Source organism: Streptosporangium sp. NBC_01469, assembly GCF_036227305.1.
Taxonomy (GTDB): domain Bacteria; phylum Actinomycetota; class Actinomycetes; order Streptosporangiales; family Streptosporangiaceae; genus Streptosporangium.
Map to the genome: position 1 here is coordinate 2,050,048 of NZ_CP109465.1, position 25,090 is coordinate 2,075,137.

General features: G+C 70.2%; 20 protein-coding genes. 9 read left to right on the plus strand and 11 right to left on the minus strand.

The window, feature by feature from the left end; all coding sequences use genetic code 11:
- Nucleotides 1–20: 20 nt before the first annotated feature.
- From OG587_RS09280 to OG587_RS09295, 4 genes are all read right to left on the minus strand, one after another.
- A complete protein-coding gene (locus OG587_RS09280; RefSeq protein WP_329088735.1) occupies nt 21–1,211 on the minus strand; it encodes a serine hydrolase domain-containing protein in 1,191 nt (396 codons plus the stop codon).
- Between the two features lie 285 nt (nt 1,212–1,496).
- Nucleotides 1,497–2,078, minus strand: a complete 582-nt coding sequence (locus OG587_RS09285; RefSeq protein ID WP_329088737.1) for an ATP/GTP-binding protein — start codon at nt 2,076–2,078, stop codon at nt 1,497–1,499.
- A gap of 51 nt (nt 2,079–2,129) precedes the next feature.
- The gene (locus OG587_RS09290) at nt 2,130–2,804 is read right to left on the minus strand and encodes a PP2C family protein-serine/threonine phosphatase (protein WP_329088739.1); all 675 of its coding nucleotides are present in this window, start codon (nt 2,802–2,804) and stop codon (nt 2,130–2,132) included.
- Between the two features lie 41 nt (nt 2,805–2,845).
- A complete protein-coding gene (locus tag OG587_RS09295) occupies nt 2,846–3,664 on the minus strand; it encodes a GntR family transcriptional regulator (RefSeq protein WP_329088741.1) in 819 nt (272 codons plus the stop codon).
- A gap of 235 nt (nt 3,665–3,899) precedes the next feature.
- Between OG587_RS09295 and OG587_RS09300 the strand changes: the two genes are divergently transcribed.
- Genes OG587_RS09300 through OG587_RS09310 form a run of 3 tightly spaced genes read left to right on the plus strand, consistent with a single transcriptional unit; the run spans nt 3,900 to nt 4,539 of the window.
- Complete coding sequence (locus tag OG587_RS09300; protein ID WP_329088743.1) at nt 3,900–4,046, plus strand: hypothetical protein; 147 nt, start codon at nt 3,900–3,902, stop codon at nt 4,044–4,046.
- Complete coding sequence (locus OG587_RS09305; RefSeq protein WP_329088745.1) at nt 4,043–4,312, plus strand: hypothetical protein; 270 nt, start codon at nt 4,043–4,045, stop codon at nt 4,310–4,312. Before OG587_RS09300 ends, OG587_RS09305 begins: the two co-directional genes overlap by 4 nt.
- Nucleotides 4,313–4,338: 26 nt before the next feature.
- Nucleotides 4,339–4,539, plus strand: coding sequence for a hypothetical protein (locus OG587_RS09310; protein WP_329088747.1), 201 nt, complete (start codon nt 4,339–4,341; stop codon nt 4,537–4,539).
- Between the two features lie 152 nt (nt 4,540–4,691).
- Here OG587_RS09310 and OG587_RS09315 read toward each other — a convergent pair whose 3' ends face one another.
- The 3 genes from OG587_RS09315 to wecB all read right to left on the minus strand — a co-directional run bounded on the left by OG587_RS09315 (nt 4,692) and on the right by wecB (nt 11,273).
- The gene (locus OG587_RS09315) at nt 4,692–7,121 is read right to left on the minus strand and encodes a DUF4132 domain-containing protein (protein ID WP_329088749.1); all 2,430 of its coding nucleotides are present in this window, start codon (nt 7,119–7,121) and stop codon (nt 4,692–4,694) included.
- 861 nt (nt 7,122–7,982) lie between these two features.
- A complete protein-coding gene (locus OG587_RS09320) occupies nt 7,983–10,040 on the minus strand; it encodes a glycosyltransferase family protein (RefSeq protein WP_329088751.1) in 2,058 nt (685 codons plus the stop codon).
- A 63-nt stretch (nt 10,041–10,103) separates the two neighbouring features.
- The gene (wecB, locus tag OG587_RS09325) at nt 10,104–11,273 is read right to left on the minus strand and encodes a non-hydrolyzing UDP-N-acetylglucosamine 2-epimerase (RefSeq protein ID WP_329088753.1); all 1,170 of its coding nucleotides are present in this window, start codon (nt 11,271–11,273) and stop codon (nt 10,104–10,106) included.
- 164 nt (nt 11,274–11,437) lie between these two features.
- On the opposite strand from wecB, the gene OG587_RS09330 reads away from it, so the two are divergent.
- From OG587_RS09330 to OG587_RS09350, 5 genes are all read left to right on the plus strand, one after another.
- A complete protein-coding gene (locus OG587_RS09330; RefSeq protein WP_329088755.1) occupies nt 11,438–13,666 on the plus strand; it encodes a glycosyltransferase in 2,229 nt (742 codons plus the stop codon).
- 129 nt (nt 13,667–13,795) lie between these two features.
- On the plus strand, nt 13,796–15,061 hold the full coding sequence (locus OG587_RS09335; RefSeq protein WP_329088757.1) for a nucleotide sugar dehydrogenase: 1,266 nt from the start codon (nt 13,796–13,798) through the stop codon (nt 15,059–15,061).
- Nucleotides 15,062–15,080: 19 nt separating this feature from the next.
- Nucleotides 15,081–16,169, plus strand: coding sequence for a glycosyltransferase (locus tag OG587_RS09340; RefSeq protein WP_329088759.1), 1,089 nt, complete (start codon nt 15,081–15,083; stop codon nt 16,167–16,169).
- A gap of 78 nt (nt 16,170–16,247) precedes the next feature.
- Complete coding sequence (locus OG587_RS09345; RefSeq protein ID WP_329088761.1) at nt 16,248–18,077, plus strand: DUF4434 domain-containing protein; 1,830 nt, start codon at nt 16,248–16,250, stop codon at nt 18,075–18,077.
- A 19-nt stretch (nt 18,078–18,096) separates the two neighbouring features.
- Entirely contained in the window at nt 18,097–18,765 is a 669-nt protein-coding gene (locus OG587_RS09350) for an NUDIX hydrolase (RefSeq protein WP_329088763.1), read from the plus strand.
- Between the two features lie 52 nt (nt 18,766–18,817).
- Here OG587_RS09350 and OG587_RS09355 read toward each other — a convergent pair whose 3' ends face one another.
- Nucleotides 18,818–19,489, minus strand: a complete 672-nt coding sequence (locus tag OG587_RS09355; RefSeq protein ID WP_329088765.1) for a Uma2 family endonuclease — start codon at nt 19,487–19,489, stop codon at nt 18,818–18,820.
- 59 nt (nt 19,490–19,548) lie between these two features.
- Between OG587_RS09355 and hisC the strand changes: the two genes are divergently transcribed.
- Complete coding sequence (gene hisC, locus OG587_RS09360) at nt 19,549–20,610, plus strand: histidinol-phosphate transaminase (RefSeq protein WP_329088766.1); 1,062 nt, start codon at nt 19,549–19,551, stop codon at nt 20,608–20,610.
- Between the two features lie 287 nt (nt 20,611–20,897).
- Here hisC and OG587_RS09365 read toward each other — a convergent pair whose 3' ends face one another.
- From OG587_RS09365 to murA, 3 genes are all read right to left on the minus strand, one after another.
- The gene (locus tag OG587_RS09365) at nt 20,898–21,839 is read right to left on the minus strand and encodes an EamA family transporter (RefSeq protein ID WP_329088767.1); all 942 of its coding nucleotides are present in this window, start codon (nt 21,837–21,839) and stop codon (nt 20,898–20,900) included.
- Nucleotides 21,840–22,244: 405 nt separating this feature from the next.
- On the minus strand, nt 22,245–23,534 hold the full coding sequence (locus tag OG587_RS09370; protein ID WP_329093793.1) for a GTP cyclohydrolase IIa: 1,290 nt from the start codon (nt 23,532–23,534) through the stop codon (nt 22,245–22,247).
- A gap of 225 nt (nt 23,535–23,759) precedes the next feature.
- The gene (gene murA, locus OG587_RS09375; protein WP_329088769.1) at nt 23,760–25,028 is read right to left on the minus strand and encodes a UDP-N-acetylglucosamine 1-carboxyvinyltransferase; all 1,269 of its coding nucleotides are present in this window, start codon (nt 25,026–25,028) and stop codon (nt 23,760–23,762) included.
- Between the last annotated feature and the right edge of the window lie 62 nt (nt 25,029–25,090).

The following is a 25,090-nucleotide window of genomic DNA, read 5'->3' on the forward strand; positions in this document are numbered from 1 at the left end:
CGACCTGTCCGGGCGCGGCGCTACCTGCCGGCGCACAGGGCGGTGTCGAGAGCGGCGTTGACCTGCTGGCCGACGGCCGGCGTGCCGGGCAGCGCGGTCACCGCGACCATGGCCGAGCGGCCGTCCTCGGTGACGCCGTTGCGGGTCTCGTATCCCGGGACGTCGCCGCCGTGGCCCCACGCGTAGCCGCCGCAGCTCAGCCTGATCTTCATCAGGCCGAGCCCGTAGCCCCAACCGGCCGGAGGCGCGGGCATCTCGACGGTGCGCCTCATCTCCTCCAGCTGCGCCGGCTTGAGCAGTTTGCCGCCCAGCAGCGCGACGAGGAAGCTGTTGACGTCACGCGGGGTGGCGATGAGCTGTCCGGCCGCCCATGCCGTGGACGGGTCCATTCGCGTGACGTCCACCATGGACGCGGGTCCCGTGGGTGCGTAGCCGTGGGGGTGGGCGCCGCGGATCTCCTGCTCGCCGACGCCCGGCCAGTAGGTGTCACGCAGCCCGAGCGGCTTGATGATCCGGCCGGTGACCTCCTCGCCGATCGGGCGGCCGGTGACCTTCTGCACGAGCAGGCCGAGCACGACATAGCCGGTGTTGCTGTAGCTCCACCCCTCGCCCGGAGCCGCCACCGGCTTTTGCGCGAGCCCCCTGTCGAGCAGTTCGCGAGGCTCGAAGTAGCGGTGCTGGAACTCGGAGAAGGGCGGCAGGTCCCTGGCGTAGTCCGGCAGGCCGGAGGTGTGCTGCAGCAGCTGGCGGATCGTGATGTTCCGGCCGTCGTTGCCGTTGCCGCGGATCAGACCGGGAAGATACTCCTCCACCGGCGCGTCCAGATCGAGTTTGCCTTCCCCGGCCAGCTGCAGCACGACCACGGCGACGAACGTCTTGGTGTTGCTGCCGATGCGCACCCGCCCGTTGACGGGGACCTTCGCCCTCGTCTTCAGGTCCGCCACACCGGCGGTGTAGTCGCGGGTACGCCCGTCACGGCCCCGCACCGCCGCCAGGGCGGCGGGGAAGCCGCCGTCGCGGACCAGGTCGTTCAGGCTCGTCTGCACGTGGTCGGCGGGACCGGTCCGCGGGGCGGCGTCGGCGGTGGCCGGAGCGGTGGCCAGGCCGAGGGTACCCAGCGCGACGGCGGCCGCGGTGGCCAGGGCCAGCAGGCCACGGCGCCCGGCGGACGCGGGCCTGGTCGACGGGGAGGCGACGGTGGAGTGGGGCATCGGGGGGCTCCCTGCTTAATGGCCTTTGGTGCGGTGCCAGTAAGCATGTCGGTGCGAGCAGATCATGATCGATCCCGCCCACCGGCCTGTGTGAGGTGCCGCACACCGGTCTGCGTGGGGTACGGCCAGCACTACCGCCGCACCGGGAGGGATGCCGCCACCAGCACGCCGACACCCACGGCGCCTTCTTCACGTTCGACAGCCCTGACCTGCCGCCACCACCTCAGCCCATCGCGTTGGCACCTCCAAGGGGAGGACGACGCGCCGCTCCCGCGCGGGCTGGTCTCATGAGGTGAGTCGTGAGATCGAGTTCCTGATCGCGGCCACCCGATCGGTCAGCCTCCCGGCTGCGATGTCGACGAGCTCGTAGCCGAACGCGCGATAGCTCTCCTCGTGCACGCGCTCGAACTCCAGCGAGTCCTCGAAGCTGATTCGCCGGGCGGCGGTGGGCTCGCAGAACCCGAGGTTGCGAACGAAGAACACCTGGCGCTCGTAAATCCGCTTGTGTGTGATCCGGTCGATCTCGGCGGACAGCGCCGCGGAGATCGGGTGTTCCAGATAGGTGCTGAGCGCATGGGTGCAGATCGGCGAGCGGTCGTAGACCTGGATGTTCGCGGCGGCGGATGTCCGCGTTTGCCGCTGTCGCTGCAGGGCGACGATGTCGTCGACGAAGGACGGCCGCGCCCACGGCTCGGCCTCTCCCCGCGCCTGCTCCAGCGCGATCACCGTGGTCGCCGCTTCCTCGACGACGCCATACCCCTGTGCTTCCAGAACCCGGAGAATCGACGTCTTCCCGGCACCGGGGGTGCCCGTGAGGATGTATCTCCTCACGGTTCTCCCGCCGCTGTCGTCCGTCGTGTCGATCACGGTTCTCTCTCTCCTTGATCTGAGGTACGTACGACGAGAGGATCTGAGCGGTCAGATAGCGTTCCGCACGTCGATGACGATCACGGTGATGTTGTCGGGGCCGCCGTGGTCGATGGCGAGTGTGACGAGGCGATCGGCCGCTTCTTCCGGATCGTTCGACGAGCGCAGGACGTCTCGGACGAGCTCACCGGGAACGGCTGAGCTCAGCCCATCCGAGCACAGCAGGAACCGGTCGCCGGAGCGGAGCTCCCGGGCGGTGAGGTCGGGGGAGCGGCCATCGGCCCGGCCGTCGAGGAAACGGGAGATGCGCCCGGCCAGGTGCGGCACGCTGTCGGCGTCGGCCACCAGGTTCCCGTAGGTGTGGTCCTCGGTGATCTGGACGATCCCTGACGCCCGTCCGGCGTCGCGCAGCAGGTAGGCGCGGGAGTCGCCCACGTTCGCCAGGACCGCTGTCGTCCCGGACCACAGCATCGCCACCAGTGTGGTGCCCATGCCCGCCACCTCGGGTTCGGCGTCGATCCTGCGGCGCAGGGCCCGGTTGGCCTCGTAGACCGCCCGTCCCAGAACGGTGGGCAGATCCGCCGGGTCGACCTGGCGGTCGTGGGGCCGCAAGGCTTCGATCACGGTGGTGCTGGCGACGTCACCGGCGGTGTGGCCGCCGAGACCGTCGGCGACGGCGAACAGGGAACGGCCCGAGTAGACGGCGTCCTCGTTACGTCGGCGCACGAGTCCGACGTGAGTGCGGGCGGCGGCTTCGACGGCGAGGGTCATTCGTTCACGCCCGTCTCGGTGTCGTCGGGCCACGGGACCTGTGCGGCTTCCTCGCGATGGAGAACGTGCACGGTTTCGACACGGTCACTGGCCACGATGTACTCGGTCACCTCGATGGGCCGGCCGTCGCCTCCCGAGGTGCCCACGCGCACGATCTCCAACACGGGCAGGCTGGTGGGGATCTCCAGCAGACCGGCCTCGTCCTTGGTCGGCATCCGTGCCCTGTGGATCTCCATCCAGCTGATGGGCCAGTGGCCGGCCCTCTCCAGCCGGTACAGCCAGTCACCTGGACCGGGAGCCTGGGCATCGACCTCGGGCGCGTCGGTGACACCACGCGGATGGATCCACGAGATGTTGATCTGGAACGGGGGCTCCGACTCGGGGCCGGTGACCCGGAACCGGCGCATCACCGGACTGCCCGCCGGAACACCCAGCAGCTTCGCGATCCGTGGATCGGTCAGAGGCTCGACGGACGCGGTCGGCGGGATGTGGTGCTTCCATACTTCCTGGGCGGAGGCTGACGGGAAGGAGTAACCGGGACCGTCGGTGGCGACGTTCCGTTTCACCAGGTTCCCGCGTGGTCTGCGCAGCCGCATCATGCCGTGCCGGACGATGATCCCGCGCCCCTGCACCGCCCAGACGAAGCCCTCCGACTCCAGCACTCCGATCGCCCGGCCGATCGTGTCCCGGTTCGCGCCGTACTGCGCCGCGAAGTCGTCCAAGCGCGGGAGCTTGGCTCCGGGCTCCCACTCCCCGGCCTCGATCCGTGCCCGGATCTGAGCGGCGAGATCAAGGTAACGCGAGTACACGGCCATCACACAACTCTCCCTTCCTTCAAAAATTGTCTTGGGATAATTGACAGAGGGTCGACGTGGGCTGACTATAGTCCCAAGACTATTTCCCCAGAAGAGCTAGTTCACCCTGACGACCCGACGTGATCAGCGGTCGTACGGCAGCGCGTACCAAACCCCTCCTGCGCATCTCATAAGACGGACTCATCCGACGCTCACGACATCGGGACGGGTCCTTGATCGGATGGAGGTCCAATCCATGCATGATGGTGGTTTCACACCGTTCGAGCCGGTGATCGTGGGCCGGCGGGTGTTCCTCAGCGACGGAGGGCGGCTGTGGGCCTCCCCTGTCGTGCCGTTCACCAGCGCCGAGACCGACGTCATCGTCTCGGCGGCGATCGCGTGAACGCGTACAGGCAGGCCGCCTGCCGCTACGAACGGCAACGGGCGGCCTCGGAACGCTGGGCCGTGCTGCACCCGCTGGGCCACGCCGAGTTCGCGGGAACCCCCTGCTCGGTCGCGACGGTACGCGCCTGGGCGCGACACCTCCTGAACGGGAGAGTCGCCGATACCGTCCTCGACGACGTGGTGCTGCTGCTCAGCGAGGTCGTGACGAACTCCGTCGTCCACTCCGACTCCGGACGCACGGCCGGAGGGTCGGAGGGTCGGTAACCGTCTGCCTGGGCCTGGGAGGTGGCATGGTGCACGCCGAGGTGATCGACGACGGCTCGGCGACCAGCCTGCCCTTCGTCCGCGCGGCCGGACTCGACAGCGACGGCGGGCGCGGCCTGCTCCTGGTGGAAACGATGGCGGCCGGGTGGGGCGTCCACCACGACACCGAGGCGGGCACCGCCGTCTGGTTCCACGTCGCGGACGGCTCGGCGGGGCCGGTTCCTTGACCCGCTACCGGCCGCGCCTACGGGGTGGTGATCGGGCGGCCCGCCTGGCGTGAAGGCTGGTTCCGGTGGTGGGGGACGCGACCGTGTCCCCCGAACGGTCGTCGACGAACCGTCGCGATCCTGGACAGGGCCAGGCTCAACTCATGGGCGGGTCAGCGGAGCTGGTGGGTGATGGACGGGTCGGTGATGGTGGTGTCCGAGGCCAGCAGGAACGCCTTGGAAAGGATGACCGACAGCATGCCGCCGTCTTCCTCGAACGGGAGGAAGACGCGGTCGACGGCACCGCCGGGAACGACACACAGGTAGGCGTCGTTGGGCTCCATCAGGATGTTGCCGGAGCCGAGGTGGATCCTGTAGGTGCGAAGGTCGCCCCGGACACGGAGAAAACGGTCGGTGAGTTCGAGTCGGTCGGCGATGGCCAAACGGGGTATCAGCCTGGTCAGGGCGTCGCGGCGGACCTGAGCGGTTTCGGTGAGGTCGCCGACGTTGTAGGAGTGCCAGTAGTCGTCATGGCCATCGGGGGCGAGGCCGGTGGAGGTGACGCCGACGGCCAGGTCGGCGTCGCGCAGCGCCTCTGACAGCACTCGCGGCGGCACCTCTGCCAGCGAGACCCGGTGCCCGTGTTCGTCGGTGAAATGGATGTCCCCGCTGACGCAGACCGAGGCGGTGCCGTACCCGTCGCGCTCGCCCGACGCCTCGTCCAGGTGGAAGTCCCAATGGGCGGTCAGCCCCGGGAGCTCCTTGACGGCCTCGGCCCGGTCGTATCCACCCTCCGCCCACCAGTGGCCCAGCGACAGACCGGTCCAGCCGCGTTCGGTGAGCAGCGCCTTGGCCTGGCCGTACCTGAGGAAGTGGTCGGCGAAGCGCCGCGAGTGGTCGCCGGTGCCCTCCTCGGCGGGGGTGAGCAGGTAGACCTCACGGAACGCCTGCTTGAACGGCTGCCGCAGGCCGATCGTGAGGACGTGGTCGCGCCAGGCGCGTACCTCGTCCACGGTGGCGGAGATGGGGTGCCACAGCTTCACCGGGGTGTCCGGGAGGGGCCGGACGCTCCGTCCTCGCGGGTCCGTCAGCTCCCAGCCGTCGGCGGTCCGGACGGGGAGACCGGCGAAGTCCTGTGAGATCTCCCAGATCAGCGCCCTGCCGTACCTGCCGGTCACCGGGTGGTCGAGGTAGTAGGCGCATATGTCGCGCCAGTGCCAGATCCGCTCGGTGGCCAGGGCGCGTTCGACCCGGAAACGCTCGGCGGGGAGCGTCTTCCTCAGCTCCTTGGCGGTGGCCTTGAGTTCGGCCAGCAACTCGCCGTGGGCGGAGCGCACGGTCTTGGGGATCGTCTTGCGGACCTTGCCGCCGTCGTCGACGAAGGCGATCACGCCGTCGGCGGACAGTCGCAGGCCGTGCTCGGTGCGGGTGCCGTCGGGTTCGAGCCCGAAGAACGGGACGGTCCGGTCCAGGAGCTGCTCGGGCGACAGGCCGGTCTGCTCGGCCACCCCGTCCAGGGTCCTGGCCGCGAGCGCGAGGATGCTCTTCCTGCGGACCTTGGCCTGCACCCGGGCGAGCTGGGTGACCGCGTCCAGGCCACCGCGCCGAGCCAGTACGCCGAGGGCGGCGTTGGTCGTCCGCTCGTTGCGCGAGTTGGGGCCCGAGCCGCCGACGCCGGTGCCGGTCGCGACGGCCACGTCGCCGAGCAGCCCCGTCACCCACGGCTCGTCGACCAGCTCGCACGTCCACACCATGCCGCGCACCAGGACCGCGGTGTGCTCGTGGAAGTAGGTGACGACGGTCCGGTAGGGATGCGGCTCGACGCGCTCGCGGTAACCGGGGATGCGGCTCAGCGCGTCCCTGACCAAAGTGACCGCGTCGGGCGTGAGCAGCGCCGTGGCCTGGTCGAGCCAGGCGGCGTTGGGCCGGGGGTTCGTGGCCGTGGTCCAGTGGCGCAGCAGCGGCAGCACCTCGGGAGCGCCGAACCGGGCGGCATATTCCTCACGCAGGAGCACGGCGAAGGGGTCCAGCTCGTTGATGAGGTCGCGGGCGGCGACCGCGGGATCGCCCGCGTGGTCGGCCAGCAGGTTGTCGATGACGCGTTTGACCGAGTCGGTCGCCACCCATGGCAACTCGGCCAGATGGTCCTTGACCTGCCGTAAGAACGTCACGTATGGCTCGCGTCCGGCGACCGGCAGCCGTCTGGTCGCGGCGAGGGGCAGCCGGTAGAGGTCCGCTATCTGCCTGTCTCCGGCCAGCGGGGTGACGGCTACGCGCCACAGCAGCTCGATATCCGCCGGGGTCCATCGGGGATCGCGCCGGAGCACCGGGGTGAAGACACTGGTCAACGCCCGGTGATAATCGCCCTTGCCCAGGCTGATGTGCAGGCGGAGCTGGCCCCACAGCCCCAGGGCGTGCCACTCGGCACCGCCGAACTCCTTCGCGAGCCTCCCCATCGGAGTGTCGGCGAGCTTCACGTCCCACGGCGCGTGCTCCGCCGGGTCGAAGACCGCGTCCAGCCGCTCGAAGACGTCGAACGTCGCCTCGTCCAGGCAGTCGAGCCAGGCCCGCTGAGCCGGGGGCAGCTCGTCCAGGATCGCCACGTCAGCCTCCCACCCGGGCCACGAATCCGACGACGGACCCCATCGAGTGGATCGGGCCGCTGAAGTGGTGGGTGGGCAACGCCATCGGTACATCCCTTGATCGTCGGGGGGGTGACAGCGTCATCTATAGCAACCCGAGCCGACAAAGACGCGGCCGACTTCACAGCGACGGGGGCGCGGCCCGCCCCCCCGGTGGAGGTCGTGGACACCGGATGGGGATCCCGGAACGATCACACGCACCCCCTGCCGCGAACTACGGTGAGCGCCCCTGCGCTCCCTTCCGCACGGGCGCTTCAGCTACGGCGCTCGGCCGCCAACGGCCCCGTACGGATCGCTTCAGCGTCAAAGGGCCCGATGGACGGTCCGTCGCAAAGCGACTACGGTCCGCACGGCGTACGGCGAGGCGGGGCGTGTGCGGAGGTGGGTGGGTGTTCCGGGCGGCTTATAAAAATCCGTAACCAGCGCGCCCGCCAGGCCGGAGGCCTGACACACCGGACGACCACCAACGACGGCCGCCCGGAGCACCCACCCACCGGAGCGCGAACCCACCCGGCCCTCAGCACCCACCCACCGGCCAGGAAGCCGACGAACAGCCACCCACCCGGCCCTACCGGCACCCACCGGCCAGGAAGCCGACGAACAGCCACCCATCGGAGCGCGAACCCACATCACACGCCGGCTCCACCGGCCAAGCACCCGACGAACAGCCACCCACCGGAGCAGTGAACGCACCTGACCGGCCGGGAAGCCGACGAACGCCGATACCCACCCGGCGGACGCCGTGTCCACGACCAGGGAAGGAACCCCCGGCCATCGGGAACCGCTCCGTGCCAAATCCGCCACAGCGAAAGCGAAAACGAATCAGATCATGACGTGCGCTTCCGGGTGCCCGGCGAAGGAGAACTGGGCGTTGCGGGTGAGCTTGATGTCGTCGGCCTGCCAGGTGTGCATGGTCTTGTCGCCGCTGCGCCAGTAGACGAAGTTGAAACGGTCGGCGGAGTAGATCTTGACGCGGTCTTCCTTGAGGCGGCGGACCAGGCGGGTGTCCTCGCCGCGGGTGACGTCCTCGAAGCCGTAGTGGCGGAACATGTCGGCCTTGCCGAGGAAGGTGCCGCCCTGGACGAGGAAGGCGTAGCGGTGCTCCAGGCCGGGCAGGCGCAGCATGGTGGTGTTGCCGCCCTCGAAGTAGGCGTAGTGGGCGCCCTTGCCGACCAGCTCGGCGTCGGAGTAGTCGAAGGCGCGGGCCAGGTCCGACAGGTAGTGCTCGCCGTACAGGTTGTCGTCGTCCATCTTGGCGATCAGCTCGCCCTCGGCGGCGGCGATGCCCATGTTGAGGCAGGCGCCCAGCGACAGCGACTCGTCGGCGGGCAGGACCACCACGTCGGTGATCCCGGCCATCCGGGCCTTGTCGGCGACGACGACGGGGTCGATGTCGAGGCCGTGCAGGACCATGACGAGCTGGACGGGCCGGTGGATCTGCCGGGCCACCGAGGAGATCGCGTGCTCGATCTGGGCGGCGCGGTTGGTGGGCAGGACCACGGAGATCGACCGGGTCCGCTGCTGCACCGGCTTGCCGAGGATCCCCAGGATCTGGTCCACGCGGTGTGAGAACAGGTGCTTGTCGAAGACCTCGCGCATGGCCAGGTGTCCCTGCCGGGCGCGTAGCTCGGGACTGTTGATCAGGTGCAGGACCTGGTTGTACGACTCCAGCTCGTCGCGGGCGATCGGGATCAGCGACCCGAAGGTCTCCTCGATGGCGCGGGACCAGCCGGAGACCATCGACGTCGAGCAGGCCGACAGCTCGAAGACGCGGCGGGCGCACATGGTCGGCGAGTCGAGCACCGAGTTCACGTTGAGGAAGACCTTGTACATCTTGTACGCGGCCAGCATCTGGTCGTACGGGAGTTCGCCCACGATGTGCGGGACGTACTCCTTCGGCCAGGCGTACTTCGGGTCCACGGTGCCGTTGCGGGCGAAGATGTGCAGCCCGAGCTCGCGGATCGGGGCGATGACGGTTTCCATCTGCTCGCGGCGCTCGGGGTGCTTGTCCCGGAAGTACATGCCCGCGAAGACCACGTCGTTCACGCGCCCGCGCTTCTCCTGGATGGGGTTGTGCACCCGGGGCTGCGCGGCGAACTGCAGCACGTCGACCCGGTCGTGGCCCAGCACCTCGCGGTAGCGGGGGACCATGTCGCCGTCGCAGGTGAAGACGTAGTCGAACAGCTTGGCCGTGTCGATGAAGAAGTCGAAGTTCGGCGGGTCCTCCTTGTTCCAGAAGACCGTGGGGATCCCCTCGGCGCGGCACCAGTCGATCAGGGCGAGCAGCTCCGGCTTGGGAGCCTTCGTGCCGGTCATCTGGTAGCGCCAGCGGCCCTGGTTGCCGTGCCAGGCCGACTCCACGAACAGCAGCTCCGGACGGCGTTCGGCGAAGATGTCCGGCCAGTCGCGGAGCCCGAACTCGATCTGGTCCCACTCGTACTTGAACGCCATCCGGGAGAAGTCGTCCAGGATGACCGCGACCTTCATGTCGGGGCGGACGATCGGACCGGCAGGCCACTTGACCTGCGGCACGTCGACCACGGGCCCCTGCTGGTCGAGCTCCGCGACGACCTCGGCCACCGGGCGGGGCGGCTTGGGCCCCTTGCGGGCCTGCATCGCGGAGCGCAGCCTGCCCGGCAGCGCGGTGACCCCCGGCCCCTTGGCCGCCGTCAGTGCCTCGGCCACCCGGTAGGGGCGCTGCACCTTGGTGGACTCCAGCTTCCACTGCGCGTAGTCGGCCCGCGCCTCGGCGATGGCGAGCCGCCGTTCCAGATCGTGAACGCGTTCCTCGAGGCGCTCGACGACCTTGCGCTCCTCGGGCAGCCAGTTGATCGGCCCGAGACGCTGGAACTTCGGCTCTTCTGGGGTCTCATCGCTCATGGGGAATCGCCTTTGTCAGGGGTCGTGCCAGCGTACGACCATAGCCGTACCGAAATAGTCGTTTTAAAGGGATTTGGGCGGTACGGATTGACCGGCCGGTGAGAGGTTGCCGCCGCGCAGCCAGCTCTCGATCACCCGGGCGATTCGGGGACCGGCCTTGCCGTCCCAGAGCGGGGGCAGCTCGCCCGACGGCGTCGCCGCGCCCTCCGCCAGCGCCCGGTCGGCGGCGGCGGGCAGCTGCGCGGGGGTGACGAGCCGGTTGGTGCCGTGCGTGATGGTGATCGGCCGCTCGGTGTTGGGCCGCACCGTGAGGCAGGGGACGCCCAGCATGGTCGTCTCCTCCTGCACGCCGCCGGAGTCGGTGACGACCAGCGTCGCGCCCCGCACCAGCGACAGGAAGTCCACGTAGCCCAACGGGTCGACGATGAGCAGGTTCTCCCCGTTCACCAGCCCCGCCTCCGCCAGGCGGGTCCGGCCGCGCGGGTGCAGCGGCACCACGACCGGGAGACGCTCGCTCACCGACAGCACGGCCTCGACCAGCTCCTTGGCGGAGGCCGGGTCGTCGACGTTGCCGGGACGGTGCAGGGTGGCCACCGCGTACCGCCCGGGAAGGCCGAGCCGGGAGCGGACCGGGGCGGGGTCGAGGTGGTCGAGCGCGGAGAACAGGCTGTCGATCATCGGGTTGCCGACGAGGTGCACCCGCGCCGGGTCGACGCCCTCGGCGGCCAGGTGGGAGAGCGCGTCCGGCGAGGTGGCGAAGAGGATGTCGGACAGGCCGTCGGTGACGATCCGGTTGACCTCCTCGGGCATCTCCCGGTCGAAGGAGCGCAGGCCCGCCTCCACGTGCGCGGTCGGCACGTTGAGCTTGGCGCAGACGAGGATCGCGGCGAGCGTCGAGTTCACGTCGCCGTAGACGACGACCAGGGTGGGACGGTGTTCGAGCACCACGTCCTCCAGACCGACCAGCAGGGCCGCCGTCTGGCGGGCGTGCGAGCCGGAACCGACGCCGAGGTTGGCGATCGGCTCGGGGAGACCGAGGTCGGCGAAGAACACGTCCGACATGAGCGCGTCGTAGTGCTGACCGGTGTGGACGATGCCCTGCCGCACCCCGAGCTCGGTGAGGGCGCGCACCACCGGCGCGGCCTTCACGAAGTTGGGGCGCGCGCCGAGCACGTGCAGGACGAGGGGATTCTCGGGGCCCTGAGCAGCGCCCGGACGGGCAAAGTCCCTCATTGACCTCGCCTTTCATGCGGCAGTGGGGCAAACGTTGCCTATGGTACGGTCACGGCGTGGTATCCGATGCCAACAGGCCAGACTCCCCCTCGGTTCCAGCGAAGGTTCCGGCGAAGCCCCCGGGTCCGGCGACGCCCTCGGTGCCGGCGACACCATCTCCTTCGGTGACGCTTCCAGCCGTTGAGACCCCCGCCGAGACATCCGCCGAGACCTCGGCCGCGGTGACGCCTCCGGCCGCCGCGCCCGCCGCGCTCTCCGGGCTCTCCGCCGAGACGGAGCCGGTGACGACCCCGGAGGCGGTGACGACCCCGGGGCCCGAGGGTTCCGAGAGGAAACCCTCCGCGCCGGAGACACCCTCGGAGCCGGAAGCCCCTGCCGCCGGGGAGACGACTCCGGTCGTGGCGGCACCCGCCGTGGACACGCCCACGGAGCCGCCACCCCCGCCGAGCGCGGAGACACCCCCGCCCGCGGACGCGACCCCGGATCCCACCGCGAACCGCGACACGGACCCCGTCGCGAACAGTGCCGCGGAACCGGACGGCGCCGCGGAACCGGACGGCGCCGCGGAAGTGGACGGCGCCGCGGAACCGGTCGCGGAGACGCCTCCGGCCCCGGACGCGGTCCCGGTCTCCGACATGCCCACCGTCACGGCGAGGCCCTCCGACGAGGACGAGGAGAAGGTCCCCGCGTCGCTCCCGGCCTCTCCGGGCTCCCCGGCGTCTCCGGGCTCCCCGGTCACCCCGGCGTCCCCGGGCTCCCCTGTGTCGGCGAAGTCGGCCAGGGCGGGACTGCGCGGGCTCATCAGAGGGTTCGTCCAGCACCCGGTGATCGTTTCCCGGGTCGTGGCGACCAAGGTGAAGTCCGACCCGGTACGCGTGGCGCAGGCGGCGGCCGAGACGCTCCCGCCGAGTGTCCGCCCCGTCGTGGGCCGGTTCGCCTGGCCCGTCGCGCGCCGCGCCAAGATCGTCGTACGCAAGCTCGGCATGCGCCTGGTGAAGGGCCCGTGGAGCGAGGCGAAGGAGCACTTCGACTCCGGCCGGATGAGCGAGGCCGCCGCGGTGCTGCAGGCCCACACGCGCTATCCCTTCATCAAGCGCCGGGCCGCCTACTACGCCGGAGAGCTGGCCGCGATCCAGCCGAACCCGATCCCGCCCAAGGCCAAGGTGATCGTGGGTGAGCGGTTCCAGGGCCGGGTGCTGCACTGCGTGACCAACGCGCTGCCGTACACGCAGGCCGGGTACACCGTCCGCACGCACCGCATCGTCACCTCGCAGAAGGCCGCCGGGCTCGATCCGCACGTCGTGACCAGCTGGGGCTGGCCGATGATGCAGGGTCACGCCGACGCGACGCCGTACGAGGAGATCGACGGGATCCCCTACCACCGGCTGATCCCGAGCGGCGAGGTGCCCTTCGAGACGCAGGGGCGGATGATCCGCGGTGCCGGAGAGGTGACCGAGCTGGTCAGGACCCTGCGCCCGCAGGTGCTGCACGCCGCGACCGACCACCGCAACGGGTCGGTGGCGCTGGCGGTGCGCGAGCGTACCGGCACGCCGATGGTCTACGAGGTGCGGGGCTTCCTGGAGGAGACCTGGGCCTCCCGCGACCCCAAGCGCATCGGCAGCCAGCGGCACGTGCTCCAGCGCGACCGCGAGGCGTTCATCATGCGCTCCGCCGACGCCGTGGTCACCCTCGCGGAGACCATGGCCACCGAGATCGTCGAACGCGGGGTGCCGAGGGAGAAAATCTATCTCGCGCCGAACGCGGTGGACGACTCGCTGCTCAGCGCCGAGTACGACGGTGCGGCGTTCCGCGCCGCGTACGGCATCGAGCCCGGCGAGATCGTGATGGGCTCGGTGTCGAGCATCGTGGCCTACGAGGGCTTCGCCACCATGATCAACGCGGCCGCGCTCCTGCGGGACGAGGGCGCGCCGGTCAGGGTGCTGCTCGTCGGCGACGGCGTGGAGCGGGCGGCGCTGCTGGAGCAGGTCGAGGAGCTCGGGCTGGGCGACATCGCGATCCTGCCGGGACGGGTCGGTCCCGATGAGGCCCTGCAGGCGCAGGCGGCCATCGACATCTTCGTCTGCCCCCGCGAGGACCTGCGCGTCTGCCGACTCGTTACGCCATTGAAACCCGTCGAGGCGATGGCTCTCGGCAAGCCGGTCGTGCTGAGCGACCTGCCGGCCCTCTCCGAGCTCGTGGGCTCCGACGGGGCCGGGCTTCTGGTGCCCGCGGGGGACCCGGAGGCGCTGGCCAAGGCGATCGCGGGGCTGCGTGACGATCCGGGGCGAAGAGCCGAGATGGGTGAGGCCGGACGGGCAGAGGTGGCGGCGAAGCGTACGTGGAGCCGCGTCGCGGAGACGTACCGTGATATTTACCGATCGATTGCTGGTTGATGGTCTCGTGTTGGTAACGGGGATCCCAGCCGTTTGTGATGCGTTCAATCGCATTAGGCGTAGCTCGTTCGGACTTGAGATAGCCTTTGCGACCATGAAGTGTTGTTTCCGGCGTTCCAAGGTCATCCAGTGACTGCCTACGACCTGGCCATCATCGGTCTGGGCTACGTCGGCATGCCCCTGGCCAAGGAGGCCACGGCGGCTGGTCTGCGGGTCGTCGGCTTCGAGGTCGACGCGGCGAAGGTCGAGTCCCTCAACGCGGGCACCTCCTACATCGACGACCTGACCGACGCCGACCTTGAGCACATGCTGGCGGGGGGCTTCACCGCCACGCTGGACGAATCGGTCCTGGCGGACAGCCGGACCGTCGTCATCTGCGTGCCGACCCCGCTGGACGAGGACCACCGCCCCGACCTGTCGGCGGTCGAGGGCGCCACCGGCACCGTCGCCCGCAACCTGCGCGCCGGCACGCTGGTGGTCCTGGAGTCCACCACCTGGCCCGGCACCACCGACGAGGTCGCCCGCCCCATCCTGGAGAAGGGCTCGGGTCTCACCGCGGGCACCGACTTCCACCTCGCCTTCTCGCCCGAGCGCATCGACCCGGGCAACCCCAAGTACGGCCTGCGCAACACCCCGAAGGTCGTCGGCGGTTACACCCCGGCCTGCAAGGACCGCGCGGTCGGGTTCTACTCCCAGTTCATCGAGCAGGTCGTGCCGGTCAGCGGCACCCGCGAGGCCGAGATGGCCAAGCTCCTGGAGAACACCTACCGCCACGTCAACATCGCCCTCGTCAACGAGATGGCGATCTTCTGCGACGAGCTCGGTGTCGACCTCTGGGAGTCGATCGAGGCCGCGGCCACCAAGCCGTTCGGGTTCCAGAAGTTCCTCCCCGGACCCGGCGTCGGCGGGCACTGCATCCCCGTCGACCCGTCCTACCTCTCCTACACGGTGCGCAAGCTGGGCTACCCGTTCCGCTTCGTCGAGCTGGCCCAGGAGATCAACGAGCGGATGCCGTCGTACGTGGTGGCCCGCGTGCAGCGTCTGCTCAACCGGCAGAAGAAGCCCGTCAACGGCTCCAGGGTGCTGCTGCTCGGTGTCACGTACAAGCCCGACATCGCCGACGAGCGCGAGACCCCGGCCCTGCCGGTCGCGCGGGCGCTGCTGGAGCTGGGCGCGGAACTCGTCTTCGCGGACCCGTACGTCAAGGAGTGGCGGGTCGACGACGTCGACGTGCCACGTGAGGAAGACCTCGCCAAGGGCGTGGCCGAAGCCGACGTGACGCTGTTGCTGCAGCAGCACGCCGCCTTCGACCTGTCGATTGTCGAGGACCAAGGCAAGCTCGTGCTCGACACCCGAGGCGTGCTCGCCGAGGGTGAACGCGTCGAGCGGCTCTAGCGACGGAGGGCTGCGCGCAGTGCACGTGCTCGTCATGACGGTGGTGCATCACCCCGAGGACGCCCGGATCCTGCACCGGCAGATCCGCGCGCTCGTGGACGCCGGTCATGAGGTCACGTATGCGGCCCCGTACACGGCGCGGGGCGTGATGGCCCGCTCCTGGGTGAACGGCGTCGACCTCCCCCGCGCCGCGGAGCGCAAGCGGTTCGCCGCGGTGCGCGCCGCGCGCAAGGTGTTCAAGCGCATGCGCGGGCAGGTCGACCTCGTGGTCATCCACGACCCGGAGCTGCTACTCGCGGTGGTGGGGGTGCGCAAGCGGCCCCCGGTGGTCTGGGACGTCCACGAGGACACCCCGGCGACGCTGTCGCTGAAGCCCTGGCTGCCCGCGTTCCTGCGCCCGCCGGTACGGTTCCTGGCCCGCCTGCTCGAAGGCACGGCCGAGCGGCACCTGCACTTGCTGCTGGCCGAGACCGCCTACGCGGGAAGGTTCCGCCAGGCCCACCTGGTGGTGCCCAACGAGACCTGGGTGCCCGACGAGGTGACCCCGCCGGGCGACGACCGTGTCGTCTACCTCGGCTGGCTGTCGGGAGCGCGCGGGGTGCGCGAGGCCATCGAGGTGGCCCGGCTGCTCCAGCCGTACCGGGTGGCGGTCGAGCTGATCGGCTACGCCGACCCGCAGTCGCGGCCGACGCTGAACGAGGCGGTGGCGGAGGGCGTGCTGGAATGGCGCGACTTCATGCCGAACGACGAGGCGCTCAAGCGGCTCGACGGCGCGCTGGCCGGACTCTCCCTGCTGCACGACGAGCCCAACTACCGGCACTCAATGCCCACGAAGATCGTGGAGTACATGGCGCACGGCATCCCGGTGATCACCACTCCCTCGCCCCGGGCGGTGGAGCTGGTCGAGCGCTACGACAGCGGCATGGTCGTGCCCTGGCAGGACCCCAAGGCCGTGGCCCAGGCCGTGCTCTTCCTGCGAGACGACGCCAGGGAGCGGTATGCCCGGGGCGCCCGAGGGTATGCGGCGGCTCGTGCGAACCACCACTGGCCCAACTCGGCCCGCCGTTTCGTCGCCCAGCTGGAGGCGTGGGCGGGCGTCAAGAGCTGATCTCCGGTACGGGGAGGCTCGCGGTGTCCGCCCGGCTCCTTATGTCTGCCTGATCACAAGAACGGTAGTGTCCTGAACGTGCGCTGGCTCATCGCTTTCCTGGGCGTGGCGATCCTCGCGGGTGTGGCGGCGTTCGTGATGACCACGCCCGCCGGGAACGGCTCCCCGACGGCGGGCAGCTCGTCGCTCGCGGCATCGCCCTCGCCCTCCGCCACCCCCTCGGTGCCGGTGCCGGAGGTGGCCGAGTTCACCGACCCGTGTGGAACGTTCGACACGACGATGCGCTGGCCGTACGCGATCACCGGCTACTGGCTCATCCCGACCGCCGACCACTGCACCTGGCGGCGGCAGTTCGGCGCCATCCACGAGGTGGGCGGCGACACGGTGATCCGGATCGGCTGGGGCCTGCAAGCTCGCAACCTCGACGACGGCGGCCGGGTCCTCGACGGCGAGGGGAACGTCGACGCCCGCTACGAGCCGTGCGAGGAGGACGGGGTCCCGTGCGCGCTGGCGGCGGAGAACGACCTCAAGGCCGCCAACCCCGGCAACCGGGTGAGCTGGACGTTCGTCTACCGGACCGACGAGGCGTTCGGCCCCGGCCTGTTCCGCTGCCCCGAGTTCGAGCGGAAGATCGTCACGGAGAAGACCGTCTTCTACCGGATCGTCGCCCCCGACGACGGTACCGACGACCCGAGCTGCTCGAACATCCGGACCAAGGGCCGCGGCTACCACGTGATCCTGGTCGCGGCCGCGCACGAGGACAGTCTCACCGAGCTGCTCGACCTCGGCGACCGGTTCGGGGTGAAGGTCTACCCCGCGCTGCCGCTGGCCCCCCGCGACCCGGCGCAGAAGACCCGGGCCGCCAAGCAGGGCACGGACACGCTCGCCACGCTCACCCGGCGGATCATGCAGGACTACGGGGCGCGCTTCCAGGACCGGACCTCGCTGGGCGGTTTCTACCAGCCGTTCGAGCTGCAGATGCGCGAGATGGAGTATCTCGGCGACTCCGACGACGACCACCCGACGCTCAGGGTCTACGCCTCGCAGCACGAGATCGTCGAGCAGGAGATGCCCGGCAGGCCCGTCCTCGTCAGCCCCTACCTCGACGCCCGCAAGCAGCGGCCGTTCAGCGCCACCCCCAAGCAGGTCGCCAAGGGCTTCGAGGCCCTCGCCAGGACCGGCGTCGGGATCATCGCCCCGCAGGACAGCCGGGGCACGGGCAAGGTCGGGCTGTTCTGGGCCGACCAGCGCGAGGACGAGATCGACGAGCGGCTGCGCCCGGCCGTCGAGGAGAAGACCAACGGCGACGCGTACCACGGCTCGACCCGCGACTACTACCGCGAGATGTCCCTCGCCAGGACCAGGATGGTCGAGCAGGGCTTCAACGTGCAGCTCTGGGCCAACGTCGAGGCCTTCGAGCCGTCCGGCGACGAGCCCTGCGCCGCCGGTTCCAAGCGGGGGCGCACCGACAAGGAGCGGCTCGACACGGCCGTGGCGCAGGTCGGGCGCTACGTCTCCAAAATCGTCTCCTACATGTGGAGCGACTTCTACACCTGCGGCTCCCCGTCCCTCGCCGAGGAGATCGCCCGCGACTACAACCGGCCCATCGCGGCCGACGCGATCCGCATGCAGCGCGACATCCAGGACGGCATGGAGATCCGCGGCTACAACATCCCGATGGGCTCCAAGGTGACGATCACCTGGGAGGGCCAGGAGGAGCCCCGCGTCGTCGACGTGGCCGGGGTGAACCTGACGGAACCGCCGCCGGACCTGCCGGTGCGGATGGGAACGGCGTGGATCCCGTTCGACTGGACCCAGGTGCCCGAGGACACCTGGGTCAAGGTCTCGGTCGCGGCGGCCGACGGACGCGCCGCCACCGAGACGCTGCACGTCCGCGTGCGGGTCTGACCGGTGTAACGTGCCTGCCATGGTGCCGCGCATTCCCGTCAGCGTGGACCTTGTCGTCCTCACGGTGCGCCGCCAGGTGCTGAGCGCGCTCGTCTGGCGGCGCGACAATCCGCCGTACGAGGGACGCTGGGCCCTGTCAGGCGGTTTCATCCAGCTCGACGAGGACCTGCCCGCGGCCGCGGCCCGTGTCCTCGCGGAACGGGCCGGCCTGCCGGGCGCCCCCGTGCACCTGGAGCAGCTCCAGACCTACGGCTACCCCGACCGCGATCCGCGCCAGCGCGTGCTGAGCGTGGCCTACCTCGGCCTCGCCCCGCACCTGCCGACGTCCACCGAGGTGCACATGAGCTGGCAGCCGGTCTCCGCGCTGCTGTGCGAGATGGCCTTCGACCACCGGCGCATCATGGTCGACGGGATCGAGCGGGCCCGCGCCAAGCTTGAGTACACCCCGCTGGGCGCGGCCTTCTGCCCGCCGGAGTTCACCGTCGCCGAGCTGCGCCGGGTCTACGAGATCGTCTGGGGGCGCGTCCTCGACCCGCGAAACTTCCACCGCAAGGTCACCAAGGCCGAGGGCTTCCTGGTGCCCACCGGCGGCACCACCACCCGCGACGGCGGACGCCCCGCCAAGCTCTACCGCCGAGGCCCCGCCGTGGCGCTGCACCCCCCGATGCTCCGCTCCCTCAAGGAGTAGCCGGGCCCCCGCTGTTGTGAGCCATGGGGGCCGTCGCCGATCGGAGGTCGTCTCAGAGGTCGTCGATCTCCGTCAGGTCGACGTCCACGTCGAACGGCACATTGATCTTCAGTCGGTCGTGGTGGATCCCCATGAGCGCGTACGCCTTGGTGGCCGGGTCCAGCTCGTAGACGTAGACGACCGGGCGGCCGTCCTTCTCCTCGATCCGCCAGAAGTGGTCGATGCCCGCCTGGGCGTACAGGACCGGCTTGCGCTCCCGGTCGCGGATCTCCGACTCGGCGGAGACGACCTCGACGGCGAGGACGACGTCGGCCGGTTGGTAGGTGGTCTGCTTCAGATCTTTCACGGCTTCGGCGTGGACCACCAAGAGGTCCGGCTCGGGACGTTGCCGCTTTCCGAGCGTCATCGTCATCTCCCTGCGAACGCGCAGGTCGGCCGGAACGGCCCGACGCAGCTCGCTCTCCAGGAGAAAGAGCGTCGACATGTGGAAGTTGGTCTGGGGGCTCACGAAGATGAGAGTGCCATCGACGAGTTCCGTGTGCGGAGGGATCCCTCGAAGTCGGTCGAGATCCTCGGCCGAGAAGCCCTCTTCGGGGGGAAACACCCAACTGGGCAGCGGCTCCAGCTCGGGCGACCCCGTCTCGTCCGCCTCGGCGCTCGGCGCCTCAGCGCTCGGCCTCTCGGCCAGCGGTGCGATGCTCATGTCGTCCTCCCGGTCGGGCATGCCTCTCACCTCCAGTGTTACAGGATGCCCTACCCGCCCGCTGCTCATAAAGTAAGACCATGCCTCGTTTCCGCGCGATCCTGGACACGATGCCCGCCTACCGGGCGGGCAAGGCCGTGGTGTCCGCCGACGGCCGGTCCTACAAGCTCTCCTCGAACGAATCCCCCTACGAGCCGCTGCCCTCGGTCGTCGAGGCGGTCGCCAGGGCCGCGACCCAGATGCACCGCTATCCCGATCCGGCGGCCACGGAGCTGACCGAGGCGATCGCCGGGAGATACGGCGTTCCGGCCGAGCACATCGCGCTCGGCGCGGGCTCGGTGACGGTGGCCCAGCAGCTCTTCGAGACCGTGAGCGAGCCGGGCGCCGAGGTGATCTACGCGTGGCGGTCCTTCGAGGCGTACCCGCTCCTGGCCGACCTGGCCGGGGCGACCTCGGTGCGGGTCCCGCTCCTGGGCGAGACGCACCACCTGGAGGCCATGGCCGACGCGATCACCCCGCACACCCGGATGATCTTCGTCTGCAACCCGAACAACCCCACCGGCACGGTCGTCCACGCGGCCGAGCTGGCGGCCTTCCTCGACCGGGTGCCGGAGAACGTGCTCGTCGTGCTCGACGAGGCCTACCGCGAGTACGTCAGGGACGCCGGGGTCACCGACGGACTCACCGTCTACGGCGACCGGCCGAACGTGGCCGTGCTGCGCACCTTCTCCAAGGCGTACGGCCTGGCCGGGCTCCGGGTGGGCTACATGATCGCCAACGAGCCGGTGGCGTCCGCCGTCCGCAAGACGACCGTGCCGTTCGCGGTCAACCACCTCGCCCAGGCCGCCGCGCTCGCCTCGCTCGCCGCCGAGGACGAGCTGATGGAGCGGGTCGACGCCGTGGTCAAGGAGCGCGACCGGATCCGCGAGGCGCTGATCGGCCAGGGCTGGGAGGTGCCGGTGAGCGAGGCCAACTTCGTCTGGCTGCGGCTGGGCGAGCGCACGCTCGAATTCGCCGCGTCGTGCGCGACCGAGGGCGTCGCGGTGCGGCCCTTCGCCGGGGAGGGCGCCCGGGTCTCCGTCGGCGACCCCGAGGCCAACGACACCTTCCTGGCCGCCGCGGCGGCCTTCGGGAGCGCCTGACCCGGCCGCCCCGCCGCGACCCGCGATCTCCTCCGGGGGCTTGCGGCGGGAGCCCGGGGCGTCGCCCGCCGGGCTCGCACCGACGCCGGACCGCTTCCGCGTGGGATCGCCTTCGCGCCGGGCTCGCACCGACGCCGGACCCGTTCCCGCTGGACCACCCATCGACCGGCGAATCCCGTGCTGGACCCCGCGCCGGACCGCTTCCGCGCCGGACCGCTTCCGCGCCGGACCGCTTCCGCGCCGGACCGCTTCCGCGCCGGATCGCCTCCGCGCCGGGTGCCCGCGGCCTACGCGGGCGCGGGTTCCGGCTCCGGTACGGGCTCCGGCCTCCTGCGCCGTTCCGTGGAGACCACCAGGGCCACACCGATGACGATCACCACGCCGGCCGCGACCATCGAGCCGGTGATCGGCTCGCTCAGCACGAGGGCGCCCAGCACGACCGCCACGACCGGATTGACGTAGGCGTAGGTGGACACCAGCGAGATCGGGGCGTTGCCGAGCAGCCACGCGTACGCGGTGAAGCCGATCAGCGACCCGATCATGATCAGGTAGACCAGCGCGGTCCACGACCGCGTGGAGACCGCGGCGACGTCGAGGCGCTCGCCCATCACGGCGGCGGTCAGGGCGAGTCCGACGCCGCCCGCCGCCATCTCCACAGTGCTCGCGGAGAAGGGGTTCGCGGGCATCGGGATGCGGGACGCCAGGAACGAGCCGGCCGCCCACGACAGCGACGCCAGCAGGATGATCACGATTCCGGAGCCGTCGGCCACGTCGCTCCCGCCGCTCAGCGACAGCACCGCCACGCCGCCGAACCCGATGAGCACCCCCACGAGCGTCAGCACCTGCGGCCGGTCCCTGAACAGGATCCTGAAGACGACCAGCCAGAGCGGTGTCGAGGCCACCAGCAGCGCCGCTACGCCGCTGGAGATGTGCTGCTCGGCCACGGCGACCATGCCGTTGCCGCCGTTCAGCAGCAGCAGGCCGACCAGGGCCGCCCCGCCCGCCTCCCTCCAGGTCATCCGGAAGGCGCTCCGGCCCTTCAGCAGCCACACCGCGACACCCAGGACGAGCGCGGCCGTGACGAAGCGGACAGCCCCGCTGAGCAGCGGCGGGATCGTCTCGATCGTGATCATGATCGCCAGGTACGTGGAACCCCACACCACGTACACGATCGCCAGCGCCCCCCAGATGAGGAGCGCCTTGCGGCTGTCAGGACTGTCTTGGCGCATAGCTCATGACAATAGCGGCCGAAACCGACATTACGCTCGCGGGTTTCGGCCCTTGAGACGCGGCGAGGCGGAGTGTGACCCGGGAGGGTGCTCCGTGACACCGCCCCCGGCGGATCGCGCCGTGGGGATCGCGGCCGGGGGGCCTCGCCGTATCGGGACGGGCGGGCCGTAATGACCGGGCCGGAATGAACAGGATGCCGTGAACAGGCCAAAACAAACAGGCCGGAATGAACAAACCGCAGTGAACACGCCCGGAGGAACGGGCCGTGGTGAACAGGCCGCGGTGAACACGCCGCGACGGGCGCGCCGGGCGCCGCCAGGTCACGCCACGCCGGGATCGGCGTGCCGTGACCTGGGAGGTTCCGCCGCCCGGGTGCGGCGGAAGCCTCCAGGTCGGCGGAGGGCTCAGCGGGCGCCGAGCTTCTCCACGATCAGCCGGTACAACTGCCGGGGACGCCCCGGCTGCGGCGTCCGGTTCGGCGGAAGCGGCCACGCGAGTCCCTCGTCTACCAGCGTGCGCAGCAACCGCCGTGCCGTACGCGGGGTGACGCCGAGCATCTTGCCCGCGCCCTCCGCGTCCACCACCGTGTCCCCACCCTCCAGTTTGGCCGCCAGCCGGGCCAGAACCTCCACACCCTTCGGCTTCAGCGGTCCGGCGCCCTGAGGGGGCATCCTGGGGGCCGGGATCAGCGCCCTGCCCTCACGGTCGACCGCGAAGCCCTGGGCCTGCTTGCCCGCCTGTGTGCGCGCCAGCGCGGCCCTGGCGTGCGACTCGGCGTCGTGGGTGGTACGGCCCATGCCGACGCCCACCTCGACCGCCAGGCCCAGCTCGTCGCGGACCCGCGCGGCGAACGGCAGGACCCGGAAGCCCTCGGTGGCCGCGGCCACCGAGCCGCGGGTCGCGGTGACCATGTAGCTGTGGTCGTCGACCGCGGTGACCGACGCGTTGATCCGGTTCGCCTCCTGCACCAGTAACCGGTGCAGGGACAGCCGGAGCTCGTCGCGCCAGTAGCGTGGCGCGGCCCGGCGAACCGGCTCGCGCAGCGTGGGCACCTCCACCAGGACCACGGTGAGCTGCGACTCCTCCAGCCTGTGGTGCGCGCCCAGCAGGGCCGCGGTGTGCAGCGCCGTGCGCACCGCGGCGGAGGTGGGGCGGATCCTGACCACGGGCACCCCCGCCGTCTGAAGGCGATCGGCGACCGCGGGCAGGCAGGTGAGCGCCCCGCTCGTGCTGCCCTGGCGGGCGAGGCGTTCATGGAAGGCCGCGATCGTACCGGTGGCGCCCGGTTCGTCGCGGCTCTGCACATCCCCTGAGGGAAGGCTCAGATCGTTGTACGCCTCCTCGACCTCTGCTCTGCCCAGGACGTCGATGCTGACCCTGCGCGGGTCTATCCGCTCGTCCAGCGCGGCCCTCGCCAGCGCGGCGATCAGTGCGGCGCCGCCGAGCTGGACATACGTCGCGGGCATCGTCAGCACCCCCGATCGCCGGGCCAGATCGTAGGGGACCGGGCTGGCGAACAGGCATGCGTCCACCCCGGCTCCCAGGCGGGTGACCTTGTCGGCGGCCTCCTGCTCGTCTCGGTATGCCGCCGCCACCAGGCGGCAGGGTAACGGGGCGGCCGCATGCCCCATCAACATCACCCGTTCGACGAGGTCATGGGGGCCCACCACACCGATAGTGAGGTCCGGTGTCATGGCACCCGGGCGTGACACTCGTGGCGCTTCTTCGGCCCGCTCGACCAATGTTCGTCCCATCATGCCGTCCGTTTGTTTTCGGCTCTCTTTTGGAACGATCGCTTGCGAGGGCCGTAATGTCACGCCCGATTTGCGGCCAATTCCGGAAGCCACTTCCGGGTTAAAGCCATGACTAGCACCGTTTACACAGGTCAGAGCGGTTTTTGAGCGTCTCAAACCCGCTGATTATGAAGCTGAAATCTCTCGCCGCACGTCGGCCCCCAGGGCCTGCATACGCTCGGCCAGATAAGAGTGCCCGCGGTCGATGAGATATCCCGATCCGATCACGGTCTCCCCCTCGGCGGCCAGACCCGCGAGCACGAGCGCGATTCCCGAGCGCAGATCGTGAGCGGTCACCTCTGTCCCGGTGAGCGGAGTGGCGCCGCGAACGACGGCACTGTTCTCTTTCACTTCAATATCGGCGCCCATCTTGTTCAGTTCTGAGGCCAGAGCGAAACGTCCGTCGAAGATGCGTTCATGAATGTAACTGGCGCCGTCGGCGAGGCACGCGACCGTCATGATCGGCGACTGCAGGTCCGTGGCGAAGCCGGGGTAGGTGTCGGTGATCACGTTGATCGGGCGCAGCGGGCGGTCCCTGCGCACGTGGAGCACCGCGCCGTGGTCGGCGAACTCCACCCCCATCTGCTCCAGCTTGTAGCGGACCACGCCGAGGTGGTCCAGGTCGGCGCCGACCAGGTTGACCTCGCCGCCGGTGACGGCGGCGGCCATGGCGAACACGCCCGCGTCGAGGCGGTCCGGCATCACGGTGTGCTCGACGGCCTGGAGCTCCTCCACGCCCTCCACGGTGATGAACCCCGTGCCGCCGCCGCTGATCTTCGCGCCCATCCGGGTCAGCATCTCGATCACGTCGAGGACCTCGGGCTCCAGCGCCGCGTTCTCGATCACGGTGGTGCCGCGCCCGAGGGCGGCGGCCATGATCAGGTTCTCGGTGCCGGTGTGCGAGGGGGTGTCCAGGTACAGGGTGGCGCCGGTGAGACCCGCCGACTTGACGTGGATGACCGAGTCGCCCTCGTCCACGATCGCGCCCAGGCGCTTGTAGCCCAGGTAGTGGAAGTCGAGGTTGCGGCTGCCCAGGTTGCAGCCGCCCACGCCCTCGATGATCGCCTCACCGAGGCGGTGCAGCAGGGCGGGCACGAACAGCACCGAACCGCGGAAGCGGCGGGCGATCTCGGCGGGCAGGACCGGGCTGCTGAGCGTCGAGGCGTCGATCACCAGCGTGCGTTCCGCCTCGTGGAGCTCGACCGTGGCGCCGACCGTCTGGGCCAGCTCGACCGCGCGGCGGACGTCCTCGATGATGGGGACGTTGCGCAGGACCGTACGGCCTCTGGACGCCAGCAGCGCCGCGCCGATCATGGGCAGCACGGCGTTCTTGGCACCCTGGATGAAGGCGGTTCCACGAAGTGGGTTGCCACCGCGCACGCGGTAACGGACCATGCGTCATGCTCCTTGAAGTGGTTTGGGTGATTCGTGTGGCGCGGGGCGGCAGCCGAGGTTTA

Excerpts from the sequence above, each read along its gene's own strand:
- OG587_RS09280 (WP_329088735.1), bottom strand. The coding sequence starts at position 1,211 with ATGCCCCACTCCACCGTCGCCTCCCCGTCGACCAGGCCCGCGTCCGCC.
- OG587_RS09295 (WP_329088741.1), bottom strand. The coding sequence starts at position 3,664 with ATGGCCGTGTACTCGCGTTACCTTGATCTCGCCGCTCAGATCCGGGCA.
- OG587_RS09300 (WP_329088743.1), top strand. The coding sequence starts at position 3,900 with ATGCATGATGGTGGTTTCACACCGTTCGAGCCGGTGATCGTGGGCCGG.
- OG587_RS09310 (WP_329088747.1), top strand. The coding sequence starts at position 4,339 with ATGGTGCACGCCGAGGTGATCGACGACGGCTCGGCGACCAGCCTGCCC.
- OG587_RS09320 (WP_329088751.1), bottom strand. The coding sequence starts at position 10,040 with ATGAGCGATGAGACCCCAGAAGAGCCGAAGTTCCAGCGTCTCGGGCCG.
- wecB (WP_329088753.1), bottom strand. The coding sequence starts at position 11,273 with ATGAGGGACTTTGCCCGTCCGGGCGCTGCTCAGGGCCCCGAGAATCCC.
- OG587_RS09350 (WP_329088763.1), top strand. The coding sequence starts at position 18,097 with ATGGTGCCGCGCATTCCCGTCAGCGTGGACCTTGTCGTCCTCACGGTG.
- OG587_RS09355 (WP_329088765.1), bottom strand. The coding sequence starts at position 19,489 with ATGCCCGACCGGGAGGACGACATGAGCATCGCACCGCTGGCCGAGAGG.
- hisC (WP_329088766.1), top strand. The coding sequence starts at position 19,549 with ATGCCTCGTTTCCGCGCGATCCTGGACACGATGCCCGCCTACCGGGCG.
- OG587_RS09365 (WP_329088767.1), bottom strand. The coding sequence starts at position 21,839 with ATGCGCCAAGACAGTCCTGACAGCCGCAAGGCGCTCCTCATCTGGGGG.
- OG587_RS09370 (WP_329093793.1), bottom strand. The coding sequence starts at position 23,534 with ATGACACCGGACCTCACTATCGGTGTGGTGGGCCCCCATGACCTCGTC.
- murA (WP_329088769.1), bottom strand. The coding sequence starts at position 25,028 with ATGGTCCGTTACCGCGTGCGCGGTGGCAACCCACTTCGTGGAACCGCC.